13 protein-coding genes are annotated in these 17,724 nt (G+C 65.1%); 11 read left to right on the forward strand and 2 right to left on the reverse strand.

Annotated features, from left to right (window positions below):
* The first annotated feature begins 8 nt into the window (after positions 1-8).
* From EDF53_RS03940 to EDF53_RS03990, 11 genes are all read left to right on the forward strand, one after another.
* Positions 9-941, forward strand: a complete 933-nt coding sequence (locus EDF53_RS03940; RefSeq protein ID WP_123292366.1) for an NADP-dependent oxidoreductase — start codon at positions 9-11, stop codon at positions 939-941.
* A gap of 166 nt (positions 942-1,107) precedes the next feature.
* Positions 1,108-3,036: a hypothetical protein gene (locus EDF53_RS03945; protein WP_148058259.1), complete on the forward strand. Its 1,929-nt coding sequence runs from the start codon at positions 1,108-1,110 to the stop codon at positions 3,034-3,036.
* 122 nt (positions 3,037-3,158) lie between these two features.
* Positions 3,159-4,652 (forward strand): YcaO-like family protein, encoded by a 1,494-nt coding sequence (locus EDF53_RS03950; RefSeq protein WP_185020933.1) that lies wholly within the window; start codon positions 3,159-3,161, stop codon positions 4,650-4,652.
* A 92-nt stretch (positions 4,653-4,744) separates the two neighbouring features.
* Positions 4,745-6,217, forward strand: a complete 1,473-nt coding sequence (locus tag EDF53_RS03955; RefSeq protein ID WP_148058261.1) for a nitroreductase family protein — start codon at positions 4,745-4,747, stop codon at positions 6,215-6,217.
* Positions 6,217-8,862: a lantibiotic dehydratase gene (locus EDF53_RS03960; protein WP_185020934.1), complete on the forward strand. Its 2,646-nt coding sequence runs from the start codon at positions 6,217-6,219 to the stop codon at positions 8,860-8,862. The genes EDF53_RS03955 and EDF53_RS03960 overlap by 1 nt, the downstream gene beginning before the upstream one ends.
* Entirely contained in the window at positions 8,862-9,929 is a 1,068-nt protein-coding gene (locus EDF53_RS03965; RefSeq protein WP_123292371.1) for a lantibiotic dehydratase C-terminal domain-containing protein, read from the forward strand. The genes EDF53_RS03960 and EDF53_RS03965 overlap by 1 nt, the downstream gene beginning before the upstream one ends.
* A 47-nt stretch (positions 9,930-9,976) precedes the next feature.
* Positions 9,977-11,029, forward strand: a complete 1,053-nt coding sequence (locus EDF53_RS03970; protein ID WP_123292372.1) for a hypothetical protein — start codon at positions 9,977-9,979, stop codon at positions 11,027-11,029.
* Between the two features lie 42 nt (positions 11,030-11,071).
* Positions 11,072-11,257, forward strand: a complete 186-nt coding sequence (locus EDF53_RS03975; protein WP_123292373.1) for a thiazolylpeptide-type bacteriocin — start codon at positions 11,072-11,074, stop codon at positions 11,255-11,257.
* A 104-nt stretch (positions 11,258-11,361) separates the two neighbouring features.
* Complete coding sequence (locus EDF53_RS03980; RefSeq protein WP_185020935.1) at positions 11,362-12,255, forward strand: ABC transporter ATP-binding protein; 894 nt, start codon at positions 11,362-11,364, stop codon at positions 12,253-12,255.
* A complete protein-coding gene (locus tag EDF53_RS03985; protein WP_123292375.1) occupies positions 12,252-13,004 on the forward strand; it encodes an ABC transporter permease in 753 nt (250 codons plus the stop codon). Before EDF53_RS03980 ends, EDF53_RS03985 begins: the two co-directional genes overlap by 4 nt.
* Positions 13,001-14,731: a YcaO-like family protein gene (locus EDF53_RS03990; RefSeq protein ID WP_148058262.1), complete on the forward strand. Its 1,731-nt coding sequence runs from the start codon at positions 13,001-13,003 to the stop codon at positions 14,729-14,731. Before EDF53_RS03985 ends, EDF53_RS03990 begins: the two co-directional genes overlap by 4 nt.
* Positions 14,732-15,577: 846 nt before the next feature.
* On the opposite strand, the gene EDF53_RS04000 is transcribed toward EDF53_RS03990, so the two are convergent.
* The gene (locus tag EDF53_RS04000) at positions 15,578-16,354 is read right to left on the reverse strand and encodes a 3'-5' exonuclease (protein ID WP_311316833.1); all 777 of its coding nucleotides are present in this window, start codon (positions 16,352-16,354) and stop codon (positions 15,578-15,580) included.
* Complete coding sequence (locus EDF53_RS04005; RefSeq protein WP_185020936.1) at positions 16,254-17,684, reverse strand: nuclease-related domain-containing DEAD/DEAH box helicase; 1,431 nt, start codon at positions 17,682-17,684, stop codon at positions 16,254-16,256. The genes EDF53_RS04000 and EDF53_RS04005 overlap by 101 nt, the downstream gene beginning before the upstream one ends.
* Between the last annotated feature and the right edge of the window lie 40 nt (positions 17,685-17,724).

Raw genomic sequence — 17,724 nt, forward strand, 5'->3', positions numbered from 1 at the left:
CCGGGAGGATGCAGGTCGTCGGAGTCGAACAGTTCGGAGGGCCGGAGGCCCTCGCCGTCCACGAGGTGCCGGAGCCGCACGCGGGTGCGGGGTCCGTGCGGATCCGGGTGCAGGCGTTCGCCGTGAACCCGACCGACACGGGGGTGCGTGCCGGGGAGCGGGACAGCTCGCAGGCCTCGCCGCCGTACGTGCCGGGGATGGACGCCGCCGGCGTCATCGACGAGGTCGGGCCCGACGTCACCGGATGGGCGGTCGGCGACGAGGTCATGGCGATCGCGTTGCCGCTCAGCACGCACGGTGGGGCGTACGTGCAGGAGCTCGTGGCGCCGGTGGGGTCGTTCACGCGGATCCCTCGTGGGACGTCGATCGAGGCTGCGTCGACGGTGCCGATGAACGGGCTGACGGCGTTGCAGATCCTGTCGCTCGCCGGGCTGTCGCGTGGGGACACGCTCGCCGTGACCGGGGCTGCCGGGCTGCTCGGGAACTACGTGGTGCAGCTCGCGGTCGCCGCTGGGCTGACCGTGATCGCTGATGCTGCTCCGGCGGACGAGGCGCTGGTTCGGTCGCTCGGGCCGGCGCACATCGTGCCGCGTGGTGATGGGTTCGCTGCCGCGGTCCGTGCGCTCGTGCCGGACGGGGTCGATGCGCTCGCCGATGCTGCGGTGCAGCGTGGGGTCGTCGTCGATGCTGTTCGGGACGGTGGAGTGTTCCTGGACGTGCGGGGATGGTCGGGGGACGGCTCGCGGGGGATCCGGTTCGAGCAGGTGGCGGTGTTCTCGGAGTACCGGTCGTTCGACAAGCTCGAGCAGCTGCGGCATGCGGTTGAAGGGGGAACGGTGGTGCCGCGGGTGGCGGAGGTGTTGCCGGCTGCGCGGGCTGGGGAGGCGCATGAGCGGTTGGAGGCTGGGGGGACGCGGGGGCGGTTCGTGTTGACGTGGTGAGTTGACGACGGTGTGATGGACGGGAGGCGCGGTGCCGGTTGGTGCCGTGCCTTCCGTCTCCGGAAAAGCTGATCGGCGGCGAGGCGTATTCATCACCAGCGCTAGTATTAGACACGCCGGATTGATCCGTTGAAATGTTGCCGTCGTGTCCACTATGGTCGGTCACATGGGGACTCCGCGGGCTGAAGAACATCGTTTTGCTGGATCGGACCGACCCTTTCTTCGCCGTGACACGTTCTACGCCGAGATCGAGGACGGTATCCAGTTCTCATCCACTGGCCCGGCTTTCCGGCTCAGTGGGACAGCCGTCTTTGCGGTGTTCGAGCGTCTTGTCCCATTCCTGAATGGCGATGTGCGTCGTGACGAACTGCGAGCGGCCGTCGGCCCGTCTCGATGGAACTTCGTCGAATCCATGTTGAGCTTCCTGGCCGAGCGAGAAATCCTCCGATGGATCCCGCAGGATGATGTCGACGCACTGAGCGTCGATGACCGGGGCTTGTACACGGAGCAGATTGCGTTCCTCGCGCAGTACAGCGACCGCCCACATGCGGCTTTTGTCGCTTTCCGTGACACTCCGGTCCACATCGTCGGCGGCGGCGAGATCGGGACGACCACCGCGCGAAATCTCGCTGAGAACGGCCACCGTGCAGTCCGGCTGATCGTGCCCGACCCCGACAGCGCATCGATGGACCAGACTCGCGACCTTCTGGAAGCTGAGCACGTCATCGTCCTGCCGACCGCATCGGGGATGGCCTGGTTTGCGGCGAACCTCACGGACCTGCGACCCGAGCGTTGCCTTCTGATCGTCCCTGGAGACGAGCGGATCTTCGTGCTTCCGCATCAGTGGTCTCCGGGTGCGGTCGCACCCGATTGGATGGATGCGGTCGTGGCGCTGGAGGCGGGGTCGACCATCCAGTCCCTGCAAAGCACCTTCATTGCATCTCAAAGCAGCCTTGACCCACTGCAAGGTCGGTCGGGCTCGACCGCGGTCCAACGAATGCTCGGTGCGATCCTCTCGTACGAAGTGTTCAAAGGACTGAGCGGGGTACTTCCCGCTGAGACTGCAACGGGCCTGCTCTCGCTCGACGCGGTCACAGGGGAGGCGACGGCCCATCCCGTCTTTCCGAGGACTCAGCAACGCCGAGTAACGCTCTCCCCGGCGGCGCCCCGAGCCGAGGCCTCCGGCGCCATCACTCCCGAGGACTCCCGTGCGGGCTCCTATCCGGAGTGGTGCCGGCTGGTGGATGAGATCACCATGCCCGTGACACGCTTCGACGACGACGAAGTCACGCAACTGCCCCTAAAGGTCACGGTCGCGATCCAGCACAATGGGGTCCGCCGGGCTGCATCGAGTCTGTGGACGACCGCAGATGCCCGAATAGGTGCGATCGAGCGGGCTTGCGAGGACCTGGTCGCCGAGCTGGAACCTTCTGAAGTGCTTCTTCCTATGGTGCACATCACGACGGGTGAGTCGCACAACGTTCACGCCGAGCGGGTGTTCCGCCGGTCACGCGCGAACTCGGCTGGCCGGTACGAGCGATCAAGCGCTGCTGTGGCGGTAGCGTTGCGCGCCGGGGAAGCGACTGCCAAGGCGGTGCGCAAAGCCGTCGAGGAATGGCTGCTCCTCGAGAATGTGCAAGCGCCATCGGGAGTGGCGTTTCACCTCGAGCCCACTGGAAGAGCTTCGGAATTTGTTCGTACGATCGACTCGGCGAGCAAGCCCCTTGCGTTCGTGCACCTTGGTACCTGCGATGTCGACGGGGCCACCGCCATCAGCGTCGTCGTCGCGATGACGACCGGCGATAGTGAATCGACATGGCAGGTGAGTTCGGGTCCGGACCCGGAGTCAGCCGCCGTCCTGGCAGCGGTCGAGGTTCTCGCTCTTCGCCAGCTCGACACGCTTGACCCCGCCATCACCGAATCCATGCGGACCTGGTCTGGCATCGATCCGCGAGCGCTAATCGGCCGATGCGCTTTCCCGGCACACGGCGTCGTCGACGTCGTTGCAGCGGCGATCGATGCACCGTTCCTGTCCGCCGCCGGTCTGTGTGCGGCGACGGCTGTCGTGCTTGAAGGGGGCGTGAAAACGTGCTGACCGCCACAACTCATCGGCACGTTGTGCTCATCGGCGACGACGGCTGCGTCGGTTGTGTGCGTCTCCGGTTCGCCCAAATGGATGACTTTCAACTCCGGAGTCCAACTTCGAAGAGGCGAGCAGTGGCCCGAGAGTCTGTGCACCCATTCCTCTCCACCTTCGTCGATGCCTTCGCGTCCGGAACTCCCCAGGACGGCTACACGGCGGTGGGTCGGCACGACCTGGTCATCCACCGCGGCGCGGTCGTGCACCGGTCGCAGTGCTCGCGTGCGCCTCGAGCGCGTCGGCCTCTGAAAGCCGAGAGTGGCGGCTATCGAGCCAACCATTCGAAAGCGTTCTTCGCTGCTGATCTCGGCGCCTCAGAGCTCTCGAATCCCGTCAGCGGGATCGTGTCCGCATCAACGGACGAGGACATCCGGTCGCTCGTCACGGCAAAGGTGGCCGGCTTCTTCGTCGAACGTGACGGGCACGGCGAGTACGTGCGGAGCTGGGGCGGACACTCCGATTCGTATGCGCATTCACGTGACATCGGTCTTCTGGAAGGCATCGAGCGGCTTTCGTGCGCTGAGCCGGACGACTGCATGGTCGTGGAGTCGGTCCCCGAGGAAGTGGACATCATCAGGCCCGAGGAGTTCGGCGTCGACCTCGCGACTCAGATCGATCCACGGGAGATCGTTGCGGCGTGGACCCTCGGACACGACCTCTCCGACGGGCGGACCGTCGCCGTTCCAGCGCGGCTGGTCTTCTACGCCGCGCGACTCGCAGAGCCAGTGTGGGTCCAAGACTCCTCAAGCGGATGCGCTGTGGGAGGAGACGATCAGGAGGCGCAGCTCTTCGGTCTGCTCGAAGCCATCGAGCGGGACGCGTTCCTGTTGGCTTGGTACGGGGATCTCCCGCTTCGCCAGATCGATACCTCCACCGTCTGTGATCCCGAGTCCATCGGCTACATCGCGCGCCTGCGTCTCATCGGCATTGACGTCAGGTTCTTCGACGCCACCGTCGGTATCGATGTGCCCACCGTGATCGCAGTGTGCTCCACCGCCTCCGATGGCGTCTGTTTCGGCGCAGGCTCGCACCCTGAGCCTGCGCGAGCACTTCGGTCCGCACTGATCGAAGTCGCCTCGGACTTCCAAGTCGTCGAAGATCACGTGCGGCAACACCGAGAGCGTCTGCTTGCGATGTTCGAGGACCCGAACAAAGTCGCTGCCGTGGACGATCACGCTGACCTGTACGGGCTCCGTGAAGCGAGGAGCTGGCTCACCCACTGGGCTAATCCGGACACGAGGTCGACCCGCTGGTGCGGACTCGACGAGCTGCAGCGGGCAAGCGCGCCGGGCACCAGCATCACCGGGGATCTCGGCGACGTGATCGCTGCGGTCGTGCAAGCCGGCTTCTCGCCAATCGCTGTCGATGTGGCGTCGAGTGTCGCGCGTTCGTACGGTCTCGCCTGCTGGAAGGTGCTTGTCCCTGGACTGCTTCCGCTGGACTTCGGCTGGCCCGAACAACGTGCCCTCTCGATGCCGCGATTGAGCGGACGCGGCCAAGAGTGGCTGGACGCGCACGCTCCGCCCGGGACTGCTCTCCGAGTCCACCGACACCCCCATCCGTTCCCATGAGGCGCCAGCCGCCGGGGGAGTGGTCCGGAGCAGTGCAGGGTCGCGCAGCCGAACTGTACGCGCGCCTCGTTGTAGACCGTGTTCGATCTGGTATGCCGAGCGACGGTTGGAAAGCTGATTGGGCCAACGCTCCGCGCACGGTCGCACATCACGAGGGCGCGCAGACGATCCTTTTTGCCCCACCGGAGCAGGGAACAGGGCTGTTCGGGGAGATCGAACCGAGCGTGAGCCGGGCAGTGACCGACGTTTGCGCCAGCATCTACGGGCTGAAGCGGCTGCAGCTGACGGTCAACCTCAACGACCGGCCGGAGGTCCACACACACGTGGCGCACGCTAAGTGGGGACGCGGAGCGGCCTCCGGAGGCGGCCGCTACTGCGCGGATTTCTACCTCGTCCACGGCGGTGACGCAGAACTCCGCGCTGGCGTGTACCACTTCAGCGTTATCGCGAACGGCTGGGAGCAACTGCAACGGCACGACCGAACTGATGAGCTCCGCCAGATCCAGCAATACACCCGATCGGCCGCTTCCTACCTCGTGATCACGATCGATTTCTGGCGTTCTGCGTTCAAGTACGGGGACTTCGCCTACCAAGCAACCGCGATGGACGTCGGCACGGTATTCGGAGCTGAGCACGAGCTGCTCGGCGATGGAGTCGCAGGAAGTTGGGACATGGAAGTGGACGAGGAAGCGATCGCAGCGGTGCTCGGTCTCGATGCCCGGGACAACGGCGTCTACGCTGTTCAACCTTGGGGGGCTCTCCGAGACTACGAGGTCGCAGGGGCACCTGCCGAAGCGCTGACGACCCCGTTGCCCACGACGCCGACACGCCATCAAGGCGACCGAGGTCGCGTTCGATTCTCCACGACCCGTGCATTGCAAGCCGACATGCGACGTCAGCTCCCCGACGTCTCCGCGCGAGAGCGGGTCCGCCCGGTCGAACCATCCAGCGGGAATACCGACCGTGATCGTGATCGTGCGCGTCAGCTTCTGCTGCGCCGCGAATCGAGTTTCGGACGCTTCGGAGTCAGCGGCATCTCGCTCTCTGCGGTGAGGGAGATGCTCGCGGCCGCCCTGCGGTCAGCAAACGCGCTCACCGCAGGGGCAGCACACAAGCCAGACATCTTCTTCCTCGTGTACGCGACACGCGTGCAGGGGCTTGAGAAAGGACTTTACCGCGCAGATGCCGACGAGCTCCGCCTGGTTTTGTCCGGCGACGAGGACGCGTTCCTGGACAGCACGTACTTTCTGCACAACTACATGGGGAGACGTGCAGCATGCACAGTGATCATCTGCGCAGCGGTCCAGGGCGCATCCCGACACCGCGGAGTCCGCGGCTACCGCCTGACGAACGCGATGGTCGGCTCGGCATGTCAGGGCATCTTGAACTTTGCTTGCGAGGCCGGCATCGGGACGGGTACGGCACTCGGGTTCGACCCTGCGGCGCACTCCGCGCGCTCAGGAATTGACCCCGAAGAGGCCTCACCGATGCTCATGATCATGCTCGGGGCAGACATGCCTTCATGTGGCAGCGTCCACGCGGCGACGAATCATGGAGGCTCGTGATGACCATCTCGATTGACTCGCTTATGCAAGTACGTCTCGGTGGAGCCGATGTCCAAACGGTCGCACGGTTGGGCTCGATGAAAGACCACCGTGACTACGCGCTGTACTGGAACGCGGCGCGAGTCGTCGCCATGCAGCGCGAAGGCATCAGTGCGGCGCTCCTCGTAGGGATCGCATCCTGGCGTGACTCCGGCCGTGCAACGGCGCCCCTGATCGGCTTTCGCCGCTCAGTGTTCCGCCGAGACGTCCAGCAAGCGAGTCGTCGTTTCGAGGCGCTCAGCGCCGAGGAGCGCTCGATGGTCCGCTCCAGCCTTGGGTGCCACTCCGCAGCCGTCGATCGATGGATGCGGCAGGATGCGCTGCTCCAAGCCGAATTCGACACTCGTCTTGTCGAGCAGCGTGCGGCTCTGTGTAGCGAAATGTCGGACGGCGCAGTCCTGCGTGGTCTCGCTGTGGCCACACCAGACTTGGTCGAGGAAGTTTCGCGGTACGTTGCTGGGTTCGAACGGTCGGGGGACGTCGACAAGCGAGGTCGGCGCGTCGAGCGATCCATGTTCTCCTACCTCCTTCGAGCCGCGGCGAAGACGACGCCGTTCACATGGCTCGGACCGGTCTCATTCGTGGACCGGACCGCTCCCTCCGTGGGAGTTTCGTCTGCCGGGACCGGAACGAGTCGTTGGTCGATCTACCCGCTCTCGAACGTGTTGTTGGGGCTGACCCGAGACCACGAAGTGATGCGGGGCGTGCGGCTCACGATCAGCCCGGACTTCCGACGGACAGCGCAGGGATGCACGATCGATCGTGCGACGTGGACGTTCCCGGGCACCGCATCGAACGTTGACCGAGCCTCGTGTGTCGAAGACAGCGTTCATCTGCCGGTCGGGAGCCTGATCGCTGCGGTCGCTTCGATGTTCGATGCTTCGACTCAGACTCAGCCCTGGCGGTTCGTGGTGGAGGACCTCAGCCGCAGACTGTGCGTACCTGCGCCACGCGCCGCGGACCTCGTGACCCGGCTGCTCGCACTTGGCGTCCTAATCGCGCCATCGCTGAACGTCGAAGGCTTCGACGAGTTCGCGAGCTCGCAGCTCGCAGGCGGGAGCAAGCGCGGAAAACAGCTCGCCGAGGCGCTGTGCCGCTACCGAGACGACGCAGCGCGTGTCACTGACATCACTGACCCCGACGAACGGACGGCCCAGATCCGCAGCGTTCGCAGATCCGTTGCCGACATCTACGAGCTAGCGGGAACCGATGCAGACGTTCCGAGGTCAGTGGTCTACGAGGACGTCGTCGCTTGTCCGACCACACATGCTTTCGAAGATTTCGAGCTCTCCGGCGAGACAGTCAACAAGCTCCTTCGGTTCATCGATCTTCTCGACACCACGCATCTTCGGCGGGACCTACTGAACGGGTACTACCAGCGTGCAACCTGCGCCGGCGAATCGGTCGACGACGTCGGTGACTTCCTCCGCGGTCTTGACGACGAGCTCCTGGCCTCCTTTGAGGAGCACTCGTACGCGGACCTCCCCGACCGCATGCTCAAGGAGGATCCGTGGTTGCGCTGGGGAGCGGCGTGGCGCCGTGAGCTCGTGCGACGTCGGCTCACCGAGTGCTTGGGGTCAGCCCAGGAGTCGGTGCGACTGGAGACAGCCGACCTTGACGCTCTCATGCGGCGAGAGCCGGTGGATCTCTGGGATACGGTGCGTGCCGTCAGCACTGAAGCTCTGGAGATCCGCGCGCCGTTCCGGCACCTGAATCTTCTCGTGCAGCACGACCTTCGGAGCCGGACCACGCTGGTCAATGACTGCTTCGGCGGGGTTGGCTTCACGACGTCCCGCTTCACGCACGTCGTACCGGAAGCCAAGCTCGAGTACCTGGCGGAGATCGAAGAGCGAGCTCAGAAGGCAGGGGTGAGCCTGCTGGAAGTCAGCGGCGGTCGGGTGTTCTCGAACTTGAACCTGCACGGCGACGTTCTCGGATCGCGATTGCGGATGCCCGGTGACCCGCAGCGACCCGGCGCACACGAGTTGGATCTCCGAGCTCTGACGGTTCGGTGGTCTCGGTCACTCGGCCGGGCTCTCCTCATCCGAAGAGACACGGACAAAATCGTGCACCCTGAGTACTCGGGGTACCTCGTCCCCGCTGCTACTCCTCGACTGCACCAAGCCCTTGGGCTGTTCACGCCATCGGTCAACTTCGGTATGAAGCCAGCTGATATGTTGAGAAGGGTGCCGGGCCGTGGGCACGTCGTCGTCCGACCGCGCATGGAGCTCGGGGGCATCGTGATCGCTCGCGCCGCCGTGCTGGTGAACGCGGCTGACTTTCCGGATCAGGACCCGCTCACGTGTTCCGGCGCGACGACCTGGCGTCGATTCTGGGCACTCCATTCCATCCCGACGCGCGCCTACCTGCGGGTGATCTCCGGCGACACCCGCCGCCCCAAGCCCTTCTTCTTCGACATCTCGCTGCTCATCTGCGTCTCCAATCTGCACAGCAGGCTCCGACAAGTCGACGCGGAAACGGTGGTCGAGATCACAGAGCCGTTTCCCGATCCGACCGTTGCTTCTGCGAACGTCGGGTCATCGGGCCGGGTCGCTGAAGCGATGGTCGGCATCAGTATCGTCCAGAATTCCGCGGAGGTCAGGTAATGGCGGCTTCAGATTCGTCGAGCCCGTTCGAGACGCTCGAAGAGACCCTCGACCGAGACCGGGACCACTGCTGGATCGCCTACCACGTGTTCTACGGGGGGTCTCCAGACGTGCTCATGCGCGACTGTGTTGTGCCGCTCCTGGAGTCGCTCGTGGCTGGCGGCGTCGTGACTGATTGGTTCTACATCAACTACTGGGCTGAGGGGAGTCACGTGCGTGTTCGTCTTCGTGTCCACCAGCGGTGGCCGATCGCCCACATCGATTCTCTTGTCGTTGAGCCGGTCAGGTCCTACTTGACGCGGAAGCCATCGATGCACCCCATGGTCGAGCTCGAAGACAACGGATTCTACGAGCGGTTGTTCGCGGGCGAGTTCCAGGAAGAGCACCGTCCACGTTTCTTTCATCCAGACGGGAGTCCCCGGTTCCGCCCCAACAATTCGATCGAAAGGCGTCCCTATGAGCGTGAAGAACATCGCTACGGAGGAGCTGAGTGCATGTTGCTCGCGGAACGCCAGTTCGTCACCTCGACATCTCTGGCGGTGGACGTTCTCCAGGCGGGGAATCAACGAGTGAGGACGCTCCTACTCGGCGTCGCCGTTCAGGTCAGCTTCCTGACTGCTGCGGCGTTGCTCGCGGATCGCGGCTTGGTGCGTGAATTCTTCGTTGCCTACCATCGCCGCTGGGCGATCGGGTATTCAGACGCAACGCCGTACTCCTCTGCGTCGGGGGTGCGAAAGCACGAGGACACGGTGCATCAGCTCCGAAAGAGCCTCGTTCCGATGCTCGAATCGATATGCGCGGGCGAGACGACCCTCGTCCCCGAACGCTACCGCGGATGGACCGCAGAGAACGTTCGAGTCCGGCAGGATCTTCTCCAACTCTTCGACTCGGGGAAGTTACGCTTCGCCTACGATGACGGAATACGTCCGCCGGAGTCCGCCCAGGCTGCTGCTTGGTCCTTGTGCCACTCGCTTGTCCACATGACAAACAACCGGATGATGGTGTCTGTCGCAGACGAAGCGTTCGTTGCATTCCAGATCGCGGCGGCGCTGGACGTTCCGGAATGATCCCGCGAGCGTCCGAGGATCATCCATCGGATTCATGGCGGCCGCGTTTGGCCAAGCAGATCCAGATCGGTCCCGCTCGGTGGAACGGCGAGCACCTCGTCACCGACATTGCGCTCGCGGGCGAGCGCCGAATAGTCCGCGTCGGCATCCGTGAGCGCATGGTCCTCGACCTCATCGACGGTCGCCGCTGTGCGTCCGAGATCACCCTCGTGCTCGAGCGAATGGGTTTGTCGGTGACGCGATCATCAACTCGAGATGTGATCAACCGACTCATCACTTTTGGCTTCATCGAGCGGCCGTTCGTCGCATCGGCAGAGTCGCTGACCGCAATGGACGCCCGGGCACACGTTGCAGCATCGAACCTCAGGGCCGTCTGGGCGTCGACCATCGGGACGTCGCGACCGATGGATCGCTGGACCAAGTCGATGATTGCCACGCCCGGGCTCGTAATCTTCCTAGCTGTAGCTGTCTCCATGTGTGTGGCCGCAGCGGTGTCCGTCACGGCAGCGATCGCGGCGGTGCAGCAGCTGCAGGCGGGGTGGGTCGTCCTCGCTGTCATCGCGTCGATCCTCTGGAGTCTGGGCGTAACCCTCATGCACGAGTGGTTCCACGCGAGCGCTTTCCGCGTACTCGGAGGACGAACGGGGCGAGTGTCCATCACTAGACTCGGCGTCTTCCCGCTCCTCAACACGCAGCTGGACGGGTTCGGTCTTCTTTCCCGGCCGGATCGTCTGAGGGTGATCGTCATCGGGCCGCTGGTCTCGCTCTCCCTACTCGCTGTGCCGCTGCTGACCTTCGCGCTTGCACGGCACGGTTCGGAGCTCGAGGCGATCGCTGGAGCGGTACTCCTCGTCGATGTATTGGTTCTGGCTCTGGGGCTTTCTTGCCTGCCCAACACTGACGGCATCCGCATCCTCGAGTCGTTCACGCTCGTCGACCAACTGCATTCCGTCGCGTTCCGAACGCTCATCCGCCGGAACCGTCTACCGACAGCACTTCCTCTGCTCGCACGGGTCGCCGTTCGGAGCTATCCCATCTTGCCCGTAGCAACCGTCGTCGGTCTGCTGCTGGCTGGAGTGCTGGCCGTCCGGTCGCACTGATCCGAGTGCAACCGCACTCCAGGAACCTGAGAAGGAAATCCAATGAACAACCTTGCAAGCCTCGCGGCCGAACTCGACAGCTTCGAGGTCGACACCCTCGAGGTGAAGGACTACGTCGACTACTCCGAGATGGCGTTTGGATCGACCTGTTCGTCGTCTTCGTCCTCGTCGTGCTCGTCGACTTGCACTTCTTGCTGCACCTCGACCTCGTCGTGCGCGACGGCGTGACGAACAGCTGACCCAACCGTACTGATCCGGGGCGCTGGGGTACTTCGGCGCCCCAGCGCCCCTCAAAGAAGGACGAGCACTTGGCACGAACACAAGAGCCCTCGGTGAGCCTTGCGGCTGTCTCGTTGTCGATCAAGGGACGGCAGATCCTCGACGACATCAACCTGGAGATCGAGCCAGGTACATTCCACGGTGTCATCGGACCGAACGGGGCTGGGAAATCAACGCTCTTCGACGTCATTCTCGGCTTTCGGAGCCCAGATAACGGAACGGTGAGAGTTCTCGGGCAACCGACGCGTCCCCGGAATCCGGAGCTGTACCAGCACATCGGGGTGCAACCCCAGAAGACCGCCTTCTTCCCGAAGCTCGAGGTCCGGGAGCACCTGACGGCGCTCGCTGACCTTTACGGCGCCACTCGTGGACGTGCGAGCCGCTTGATGAACCTCCTCGACCTTGAGCGACACTCCACCACTCGGACGGAACGATTGTCCGGCGGGGAACGGCAACGACTCGCGATAGCGTCCGCGCTCGTTCACGAGCCTCGTGTGCTCCTGCTCGACGAGCCGACTGCCGGCCTTGATCCCGCAGCTCGCCACGATCTGGTCGAGATGCTCCGCTCGACGGAGTTCGGAGACATGACCACGGTGTACACGACCCACTACCTCGAAGAGGCGGAGCGCCTCTGCGATGTCGTCTCGATCCTTGATTGCGGCCGTGTCCTCGTCACCCGCTCACCCGACTTGCTCATTGCCGAATGTGGGGAACTCTCGCGGATCACGCTGCCGAACGCCGTGCACCATGCCGACTTGATCGGATCCCTTGAGGCGATCGCGGACGTGGACATCAGCCAGGAAGGGCTCCTGCTGCGTACGCCGGATCTTGGGCGTGCGTTTGCGGCGCTGACCACAGCCGGCGTCGACACGAGCGAGTCGCGGGTCATCAACGGTTCCCTTGAGGACGCGTTCATGAGCTACACCGGACGGAGCTACAACGCATGAGCACGCAGTCCACGATCAGGACGTTGTCGAGGGTGATGTTCAAAGCAGACCTCCGTGACTTCGCGACGCTCTTTTTCACGTTCGTCTTCCCAGCCGGACTGATGATCGGTCTCGTGCTCGGCCTTGGAGAACTCCCTTCGCCGGATGGCGGGACTTCGGTCGACGCCGTCGCATCGAACGTGATCGCGTTCGGCGTTGCGTTCGTCGCTGTGTTCGCGGGGGCGCAACACATCGCAGCATGGCGGGAGAACGGAATGTTCACCGTCCTCCGGGGCGCGCCAGTACGCCCCGGAGGCATCATCGCGGCTCAGGCTGCAGTTGGCGGGGTGTTCGCTGTAGCCCAGGCATCCTTGTTGGTGGCACTTGCGGCTACACCGTGGCTCGGAATGCAGCTGACCGCGACGGCTCCGCTCGCCCTCCTCGGGATCGTCCTGGGATACTTCTGTTTCTTCGGGATCGGCGTCGTGCTCGCCAACCTCGTCCCATCGATGGCGGCTGTCACAATGCTCTCGCTGGTCGTGGTCATGGCGCTGGGGATTGCGGGCGGAGCGATGATGCCGCTCGAGTTCCTTCCCCAGTGGGTGCAGGACCTCGCGCCCTACACGCCGGTCTTCCACATCCGCGAGGTGATGACGCAACTCTTGGTCGGTGGCGCCGAGTGGATGCACGCTGGTGTTTCGTCGCTCTACCTGACCGGTACCGGGTTTGTTTTCTTCCTGATCGCGTTCAGAACGCTGCGATTCGGGTGAGCGAGTCAGCACAGTCCGAGGCTCCGCATTCCGATGATCTGGGACCGGTCGTCTGGACGACACCCACCACCGTGGTGGTTTTGCAGGGGAGGGTGGCACGGGCCGAGAACGCTGCTGATTTCAGCGTTCTATGGCTCCGGACCAGGCCGACTTCGCAGGCCGCGCTCCTCAATGAGCAAGCGATTCACCAAGCCGAAGGTCCCGCCGGACACACGCCACTCGCGATGATGGTGGGCGCGATGGTCGAGTTCGCTCGAGAGTTCGGTGCAGATCGGGACTCTCGAGCCTGGGAGCTGGATCAGCTCACTGGCCTGATCAGGACCACGTCCTCTCCGGCGCTCCGAGAGCTCGGCGACCCTCCGCTCGGCTCCAAGCGCGCGGCAAGTCTCGTCGACCAGCGGTCACTGCGCGAGCACCGTCTCGAACACCTCGGGCTCGAGGAACGTGGCCTGGTCGACCCGATTGCCGCGCACCTCGGAGCGACCGTGACCGATGCGATCGGCTGGACGACCCTCGCACCTTCCTCCGGGACCACGCCTGTCATTGCGCGTGGCAGCGCCCGTCGGCTGACGTGGTCCGGTCAACACCGGTCGTTCGCAATGTCGCGGCGGGCGGCGCTTCTGGAAGGAACTGAGCGGCTCTCCGGCTCCCACCAGCTCAGCGGCGAAGCAACCGTTTCAACAGCGCGGGCCTTGGCCGGCCCGGTGCTGACACCGCTTGACTTCGACAGCATCCCGGACTCGTCGTACGGCGGCGACATTGAACGTTTTGATCCTGACCGGTTGCACGAATGGGTTCGAGCCACGTCGATGTCCACCTGCAGTCCGGTCTGGATACCCCGCGAGTACGTGTACTTTGCTGAGGTTCCGCATCACGATCGGTGGGCACTCGGGTCGTCGTCGGGATGTGCGACCGGTTCGTCCGTCGATGAGGCCACCCTGTTCGGTTTGCTCGAGCTCGTCGAGCGGGACACCTTCGTGAATTCTTGGTACGGCGGAATCCCACCGATTCCTGTTGATCCGATGACTGTGGCCGGAGCCGCCGAGCTCGTGGTACGCGCGGCGCTCCTGGGCTGGCCGATGCAGCTGGCCCTGCTCCGGAACACGTGGGGGATTCCTGTCTTCGTCGCGACCGTGAACACGAAGACCGTCCGTGTCTTCGGCGCTGCGGCACATCTCGACCTCGAGACCGCTGCTCGGCGTGCGATCGCAGAGGCGTTTGCGTACGCCCCCGGGCGCATTGCGGAACTGTCTGAACGGAGCGGTCGAGCAGCGGAACTGCTCGCGAACCCCTGGCTGGCTCAGAACATTGACGATCACCCGCTCCTTCCCGTCGCGTCAGCGCATCAGGACTACGGCACGATGTGCGGCGAGCCCGGACTCGCCATCAAAGTCAGCCGTGCCCGAGAGCACGCCTCGGCGGGGGCTGAACTCTTGTCACGCGCGACTCCCGACAACAGCCGAGGCGTTCGGATTGCCGAGCTCGCGGACGGACTGACTGAGCTCCTGTCGGCGGACGGCGTGGAGACGTATCGGGTGGTTCAGACGGCTCCGTTCCAAGTGCCGCTCGGTCTCCACACCGTCATGGCGCTGGCTCCCTCGCTCTCACAGCTCGACTTCGGTTGGGATGCACAGCGCGTCCGTACATCTTCGCGTCCGGAACGGCAGGCTGTTCGACTCACCGGGCGACCTGGAACGCCCCGCCTCCTACCTCATCCGTTCTCGTGACACGCGGACGAAGCGCCGTACCGCCGCTCGTGTTCTTCACAGCGCTGTACCTCCTCCCGCTCGTCGTGGCGCCCTCATGGTTGTGGGCCTTGGTCTGCTTCGCTCTGGCCGTTCTCGTTGCGTCATCGTCATTGCTCGTGCAGATAGCGTCGAAGCGGCTGGCATCGACCCCCTCGGAGCGACAACAGCGCTGGGTGAGTTGCACGTCAATCGCCGAGGGCATCGTCGCCTTGATGTCCTTGGCGGTCGCCGCTGTCACCGGGAGCTGGTGGATCGTGCTGCCCCTCGTGCTCACTGCTGTGACCGTTCATTCTTGCGCGTTGCGTGCCGCACTGAGGCGCTCGGTCGACTCGTGGTCTGTCACGTGCTTCTTGATCGCGATGGTGATCGCATGGGGCGCTAGCGTCCTGCCAATCGCGTGGGTGTGGCCAGCGGCCGGAAGCCTGGCGGCTGGGACATGCTTCGGCTATGTGCTGGCGTTGCGGCACGCTGACCGGCTCACCATTGGCTCCGGCCGCTCGTGAGTTGGGGACGATGTTGCTATCCGGCTCGTCGCCGTGGTCGGTGTCGCTGGAGCAGTGGTTCGACAGCTCGATGTGCCGTCGCTCGTCGTGCTCGGTATGCTCTGCGGAGCGCTGATCTGGCTGGCAGTACTCGCCGCGAAAGCAGCCGCGTTCGTGCGGATCGATGCCTGCGCCGACTACGGCGGATCGGGAATCAATGGTTCGGCTCGAAGCGCTCGTGGTCGCTTTCAAGGACCCGAGGAGGGCAGAGCGTCTGCGGCAAGTGCTCTGCGACCGGGACTGAAGACGCTCAGCTGGTCGAACCAGCCCGCCAATGCGAACGTCAGCGGCCTCGCGATGCTCCCGTACGGGCGCCCACCCACAAGCCGTCCCGCGCCCGGGTCATCCCCACGTAGAGCTCCCGGCGACCACGCTCCCGCCGCTCCCGTTCGGTCTCCGACGGTTCGGCCGGGGCAGCATCGAGCAGCCGGGAATCGACGTGCGCGAGCAGCACCTGCTTGAACTCGAGGCCCTTGGCCCGCTTCACGGTGCCCACGCGAACCGCGTCAGAGCTCCGTCCCGCGTACTGCTGCAGTGAGACGGTCGGGACGCCGGCCCTCCCGAGCACCTCGATGACGTCGTCCGCCTGCCGGTTCGTCGCCGTGAGGATGCCGATGTCACCGTGACCGGTCCCGACGAGTCGAAGGACCTCGGTCAGCCGGTCGAGCACCGCCCGGTCGTGCTCGGCGCGACTCGCGAACCGCGTCATCGTCGGAGCCGCACCGGAGCGCGAGACGTCGGACACCGCGTCACCGACCCCGTCGACGCCCTCGATGTCCACGAACTGGTCGTCCGCCACCATCTCCTTCGCGAACTCGAGGATCTCGGCGGTGTTCCGGTGGTTGACGTCGAGCACCACGCCTCGGCCCGACAGGTTGATGCCGACCTCGCCGAGCGTGTACCCGCCGGGGTAGATCGTCTGCTGGCCGTCACCGATGAGCGTCAGACCGTCGGTCCGGTCACCCACGAGTTGGTGCACCAGCGCGACCATCGCGCAGGAAAGGTCCTGTGCCTCGTCGACGATGACCGCGTCGTACCGCTCGAGCGGCACCGCGCGCACCGCGTCGCGAGCGAGCAACACGATGTCCTGCCAGTCGTGCGCACGTCGCTCGCGCAGCCCGCGCGTACGCCTCGTACAGGTCCCAGACGGCCTGCCGCGTCTCCAGCGGGAGCGCGTGCTTGCGCCCGACGCGGGCCAGGTCCGCGTACTCGTCGAACCGCGTTAGGCCGCGGCCCTTGATGACGTGGCTGATCTCGTCTTCCCAGTACGAGCGCGAGAATCGCGACGACCGCAATGGACTGGAGGCGCGGATCGCGTTCCATGCGTCGTCGAACGCGAGCCGGGCCTCCCGTCCAGGAGTTCGGAACGCGATGCCGCGTTCCTTCAGCAGGCGCGTGGCGAACGCGTGGACGCCCATGAAGTCGACGCGACCGACCATGTCGGGCGCGAGGCGTTCGAGGAGCGACTCGAGGACCTTCGGCAGGGTGCTGATGTACGTCGTGAACAGCACGCGGCCGCCGGTTGCGCGCGCGAGGTACGCCGCGCGGTGCAGGCCGACGACGGTCTTGCCGGTGCCCGCAGCGCCGCGGATGCGGGCCGGGCCGTTGAAGCTGCGGCGGACGAGCTTGGCCTGTGCCGGGTCGAGGAACGCCATCCAGTCCTCGATCGGTGCTTCGAGCACGCCGTCGAGGAGCTGATCGGTCAGTTCTTCGTCCGAGGTGTCGATCGTCGGGACGAGTACGTCGGGTTCGCGGGGGAGTACCGGTGCTGGAACGACGACCTGTGGCGGTGGTGTCGCCTGGTCGCCGATCACGGGGAAGTGGTGGAGCATCGCGGCGAGGACCTCGTCGACGCGGGAAGCCGAGAGCCGCGCGCCGCGCTTGGTGATGTGCCCGACGAGGTCGTGCGCGCCGATCACGTCGACCGATGCGACGCGGGCGTGCATCTTCTTCTGGCCGGCGAGTGCGGCGACCGCGTGGACTTCGCCGGGCGCCAGGCCCGTGTCCGCCAGCGCTGCCTCGGTGCTGTACGCGAGGTCGGCGAGGCGGGCGATGTCGTCGGTGACGTCCTCTTGGCCGCGGGTGATCCGGTCGCCGTGGACCGCGACCTCGCGCCAGGCCTTCGTATCGACGATGAAGACGCCGGCGCGGCCGACCACGACCATGTCGACCTGTGCTGTGTGGCTGCCGGGCCAGCGGCGGTCTGCGAGGAGGTGGTAGCCGATGCCGGCGAGTGGGGCGAGGATGCGGGCGGTCTCGCTCTCCGTCCGGTGCGCGATTTCGAAGCGGGCAGCGCGCTGTTCGGCGTCTTCTGCCTGGCGGCGAAGTTCGCGTGCGTGGCTTCGCTGGCGGTGTGCCTCGACTCCTGCGGATTCGCCGGCCATCGTCATGGTGTTGCCCCTCGAAGTGCTGACTGTGCGGACCACTCGT

It is taken from the genome of Curtobacterium sp. PhB78 (genome assembly GCF_003751685.1).
Taxonomy (GTDB): domain Bacteria; phylum Actinomycetota; class Actinomycetes; order Actinomycetales; family Microbacteriaceae; genus Curtobacterium.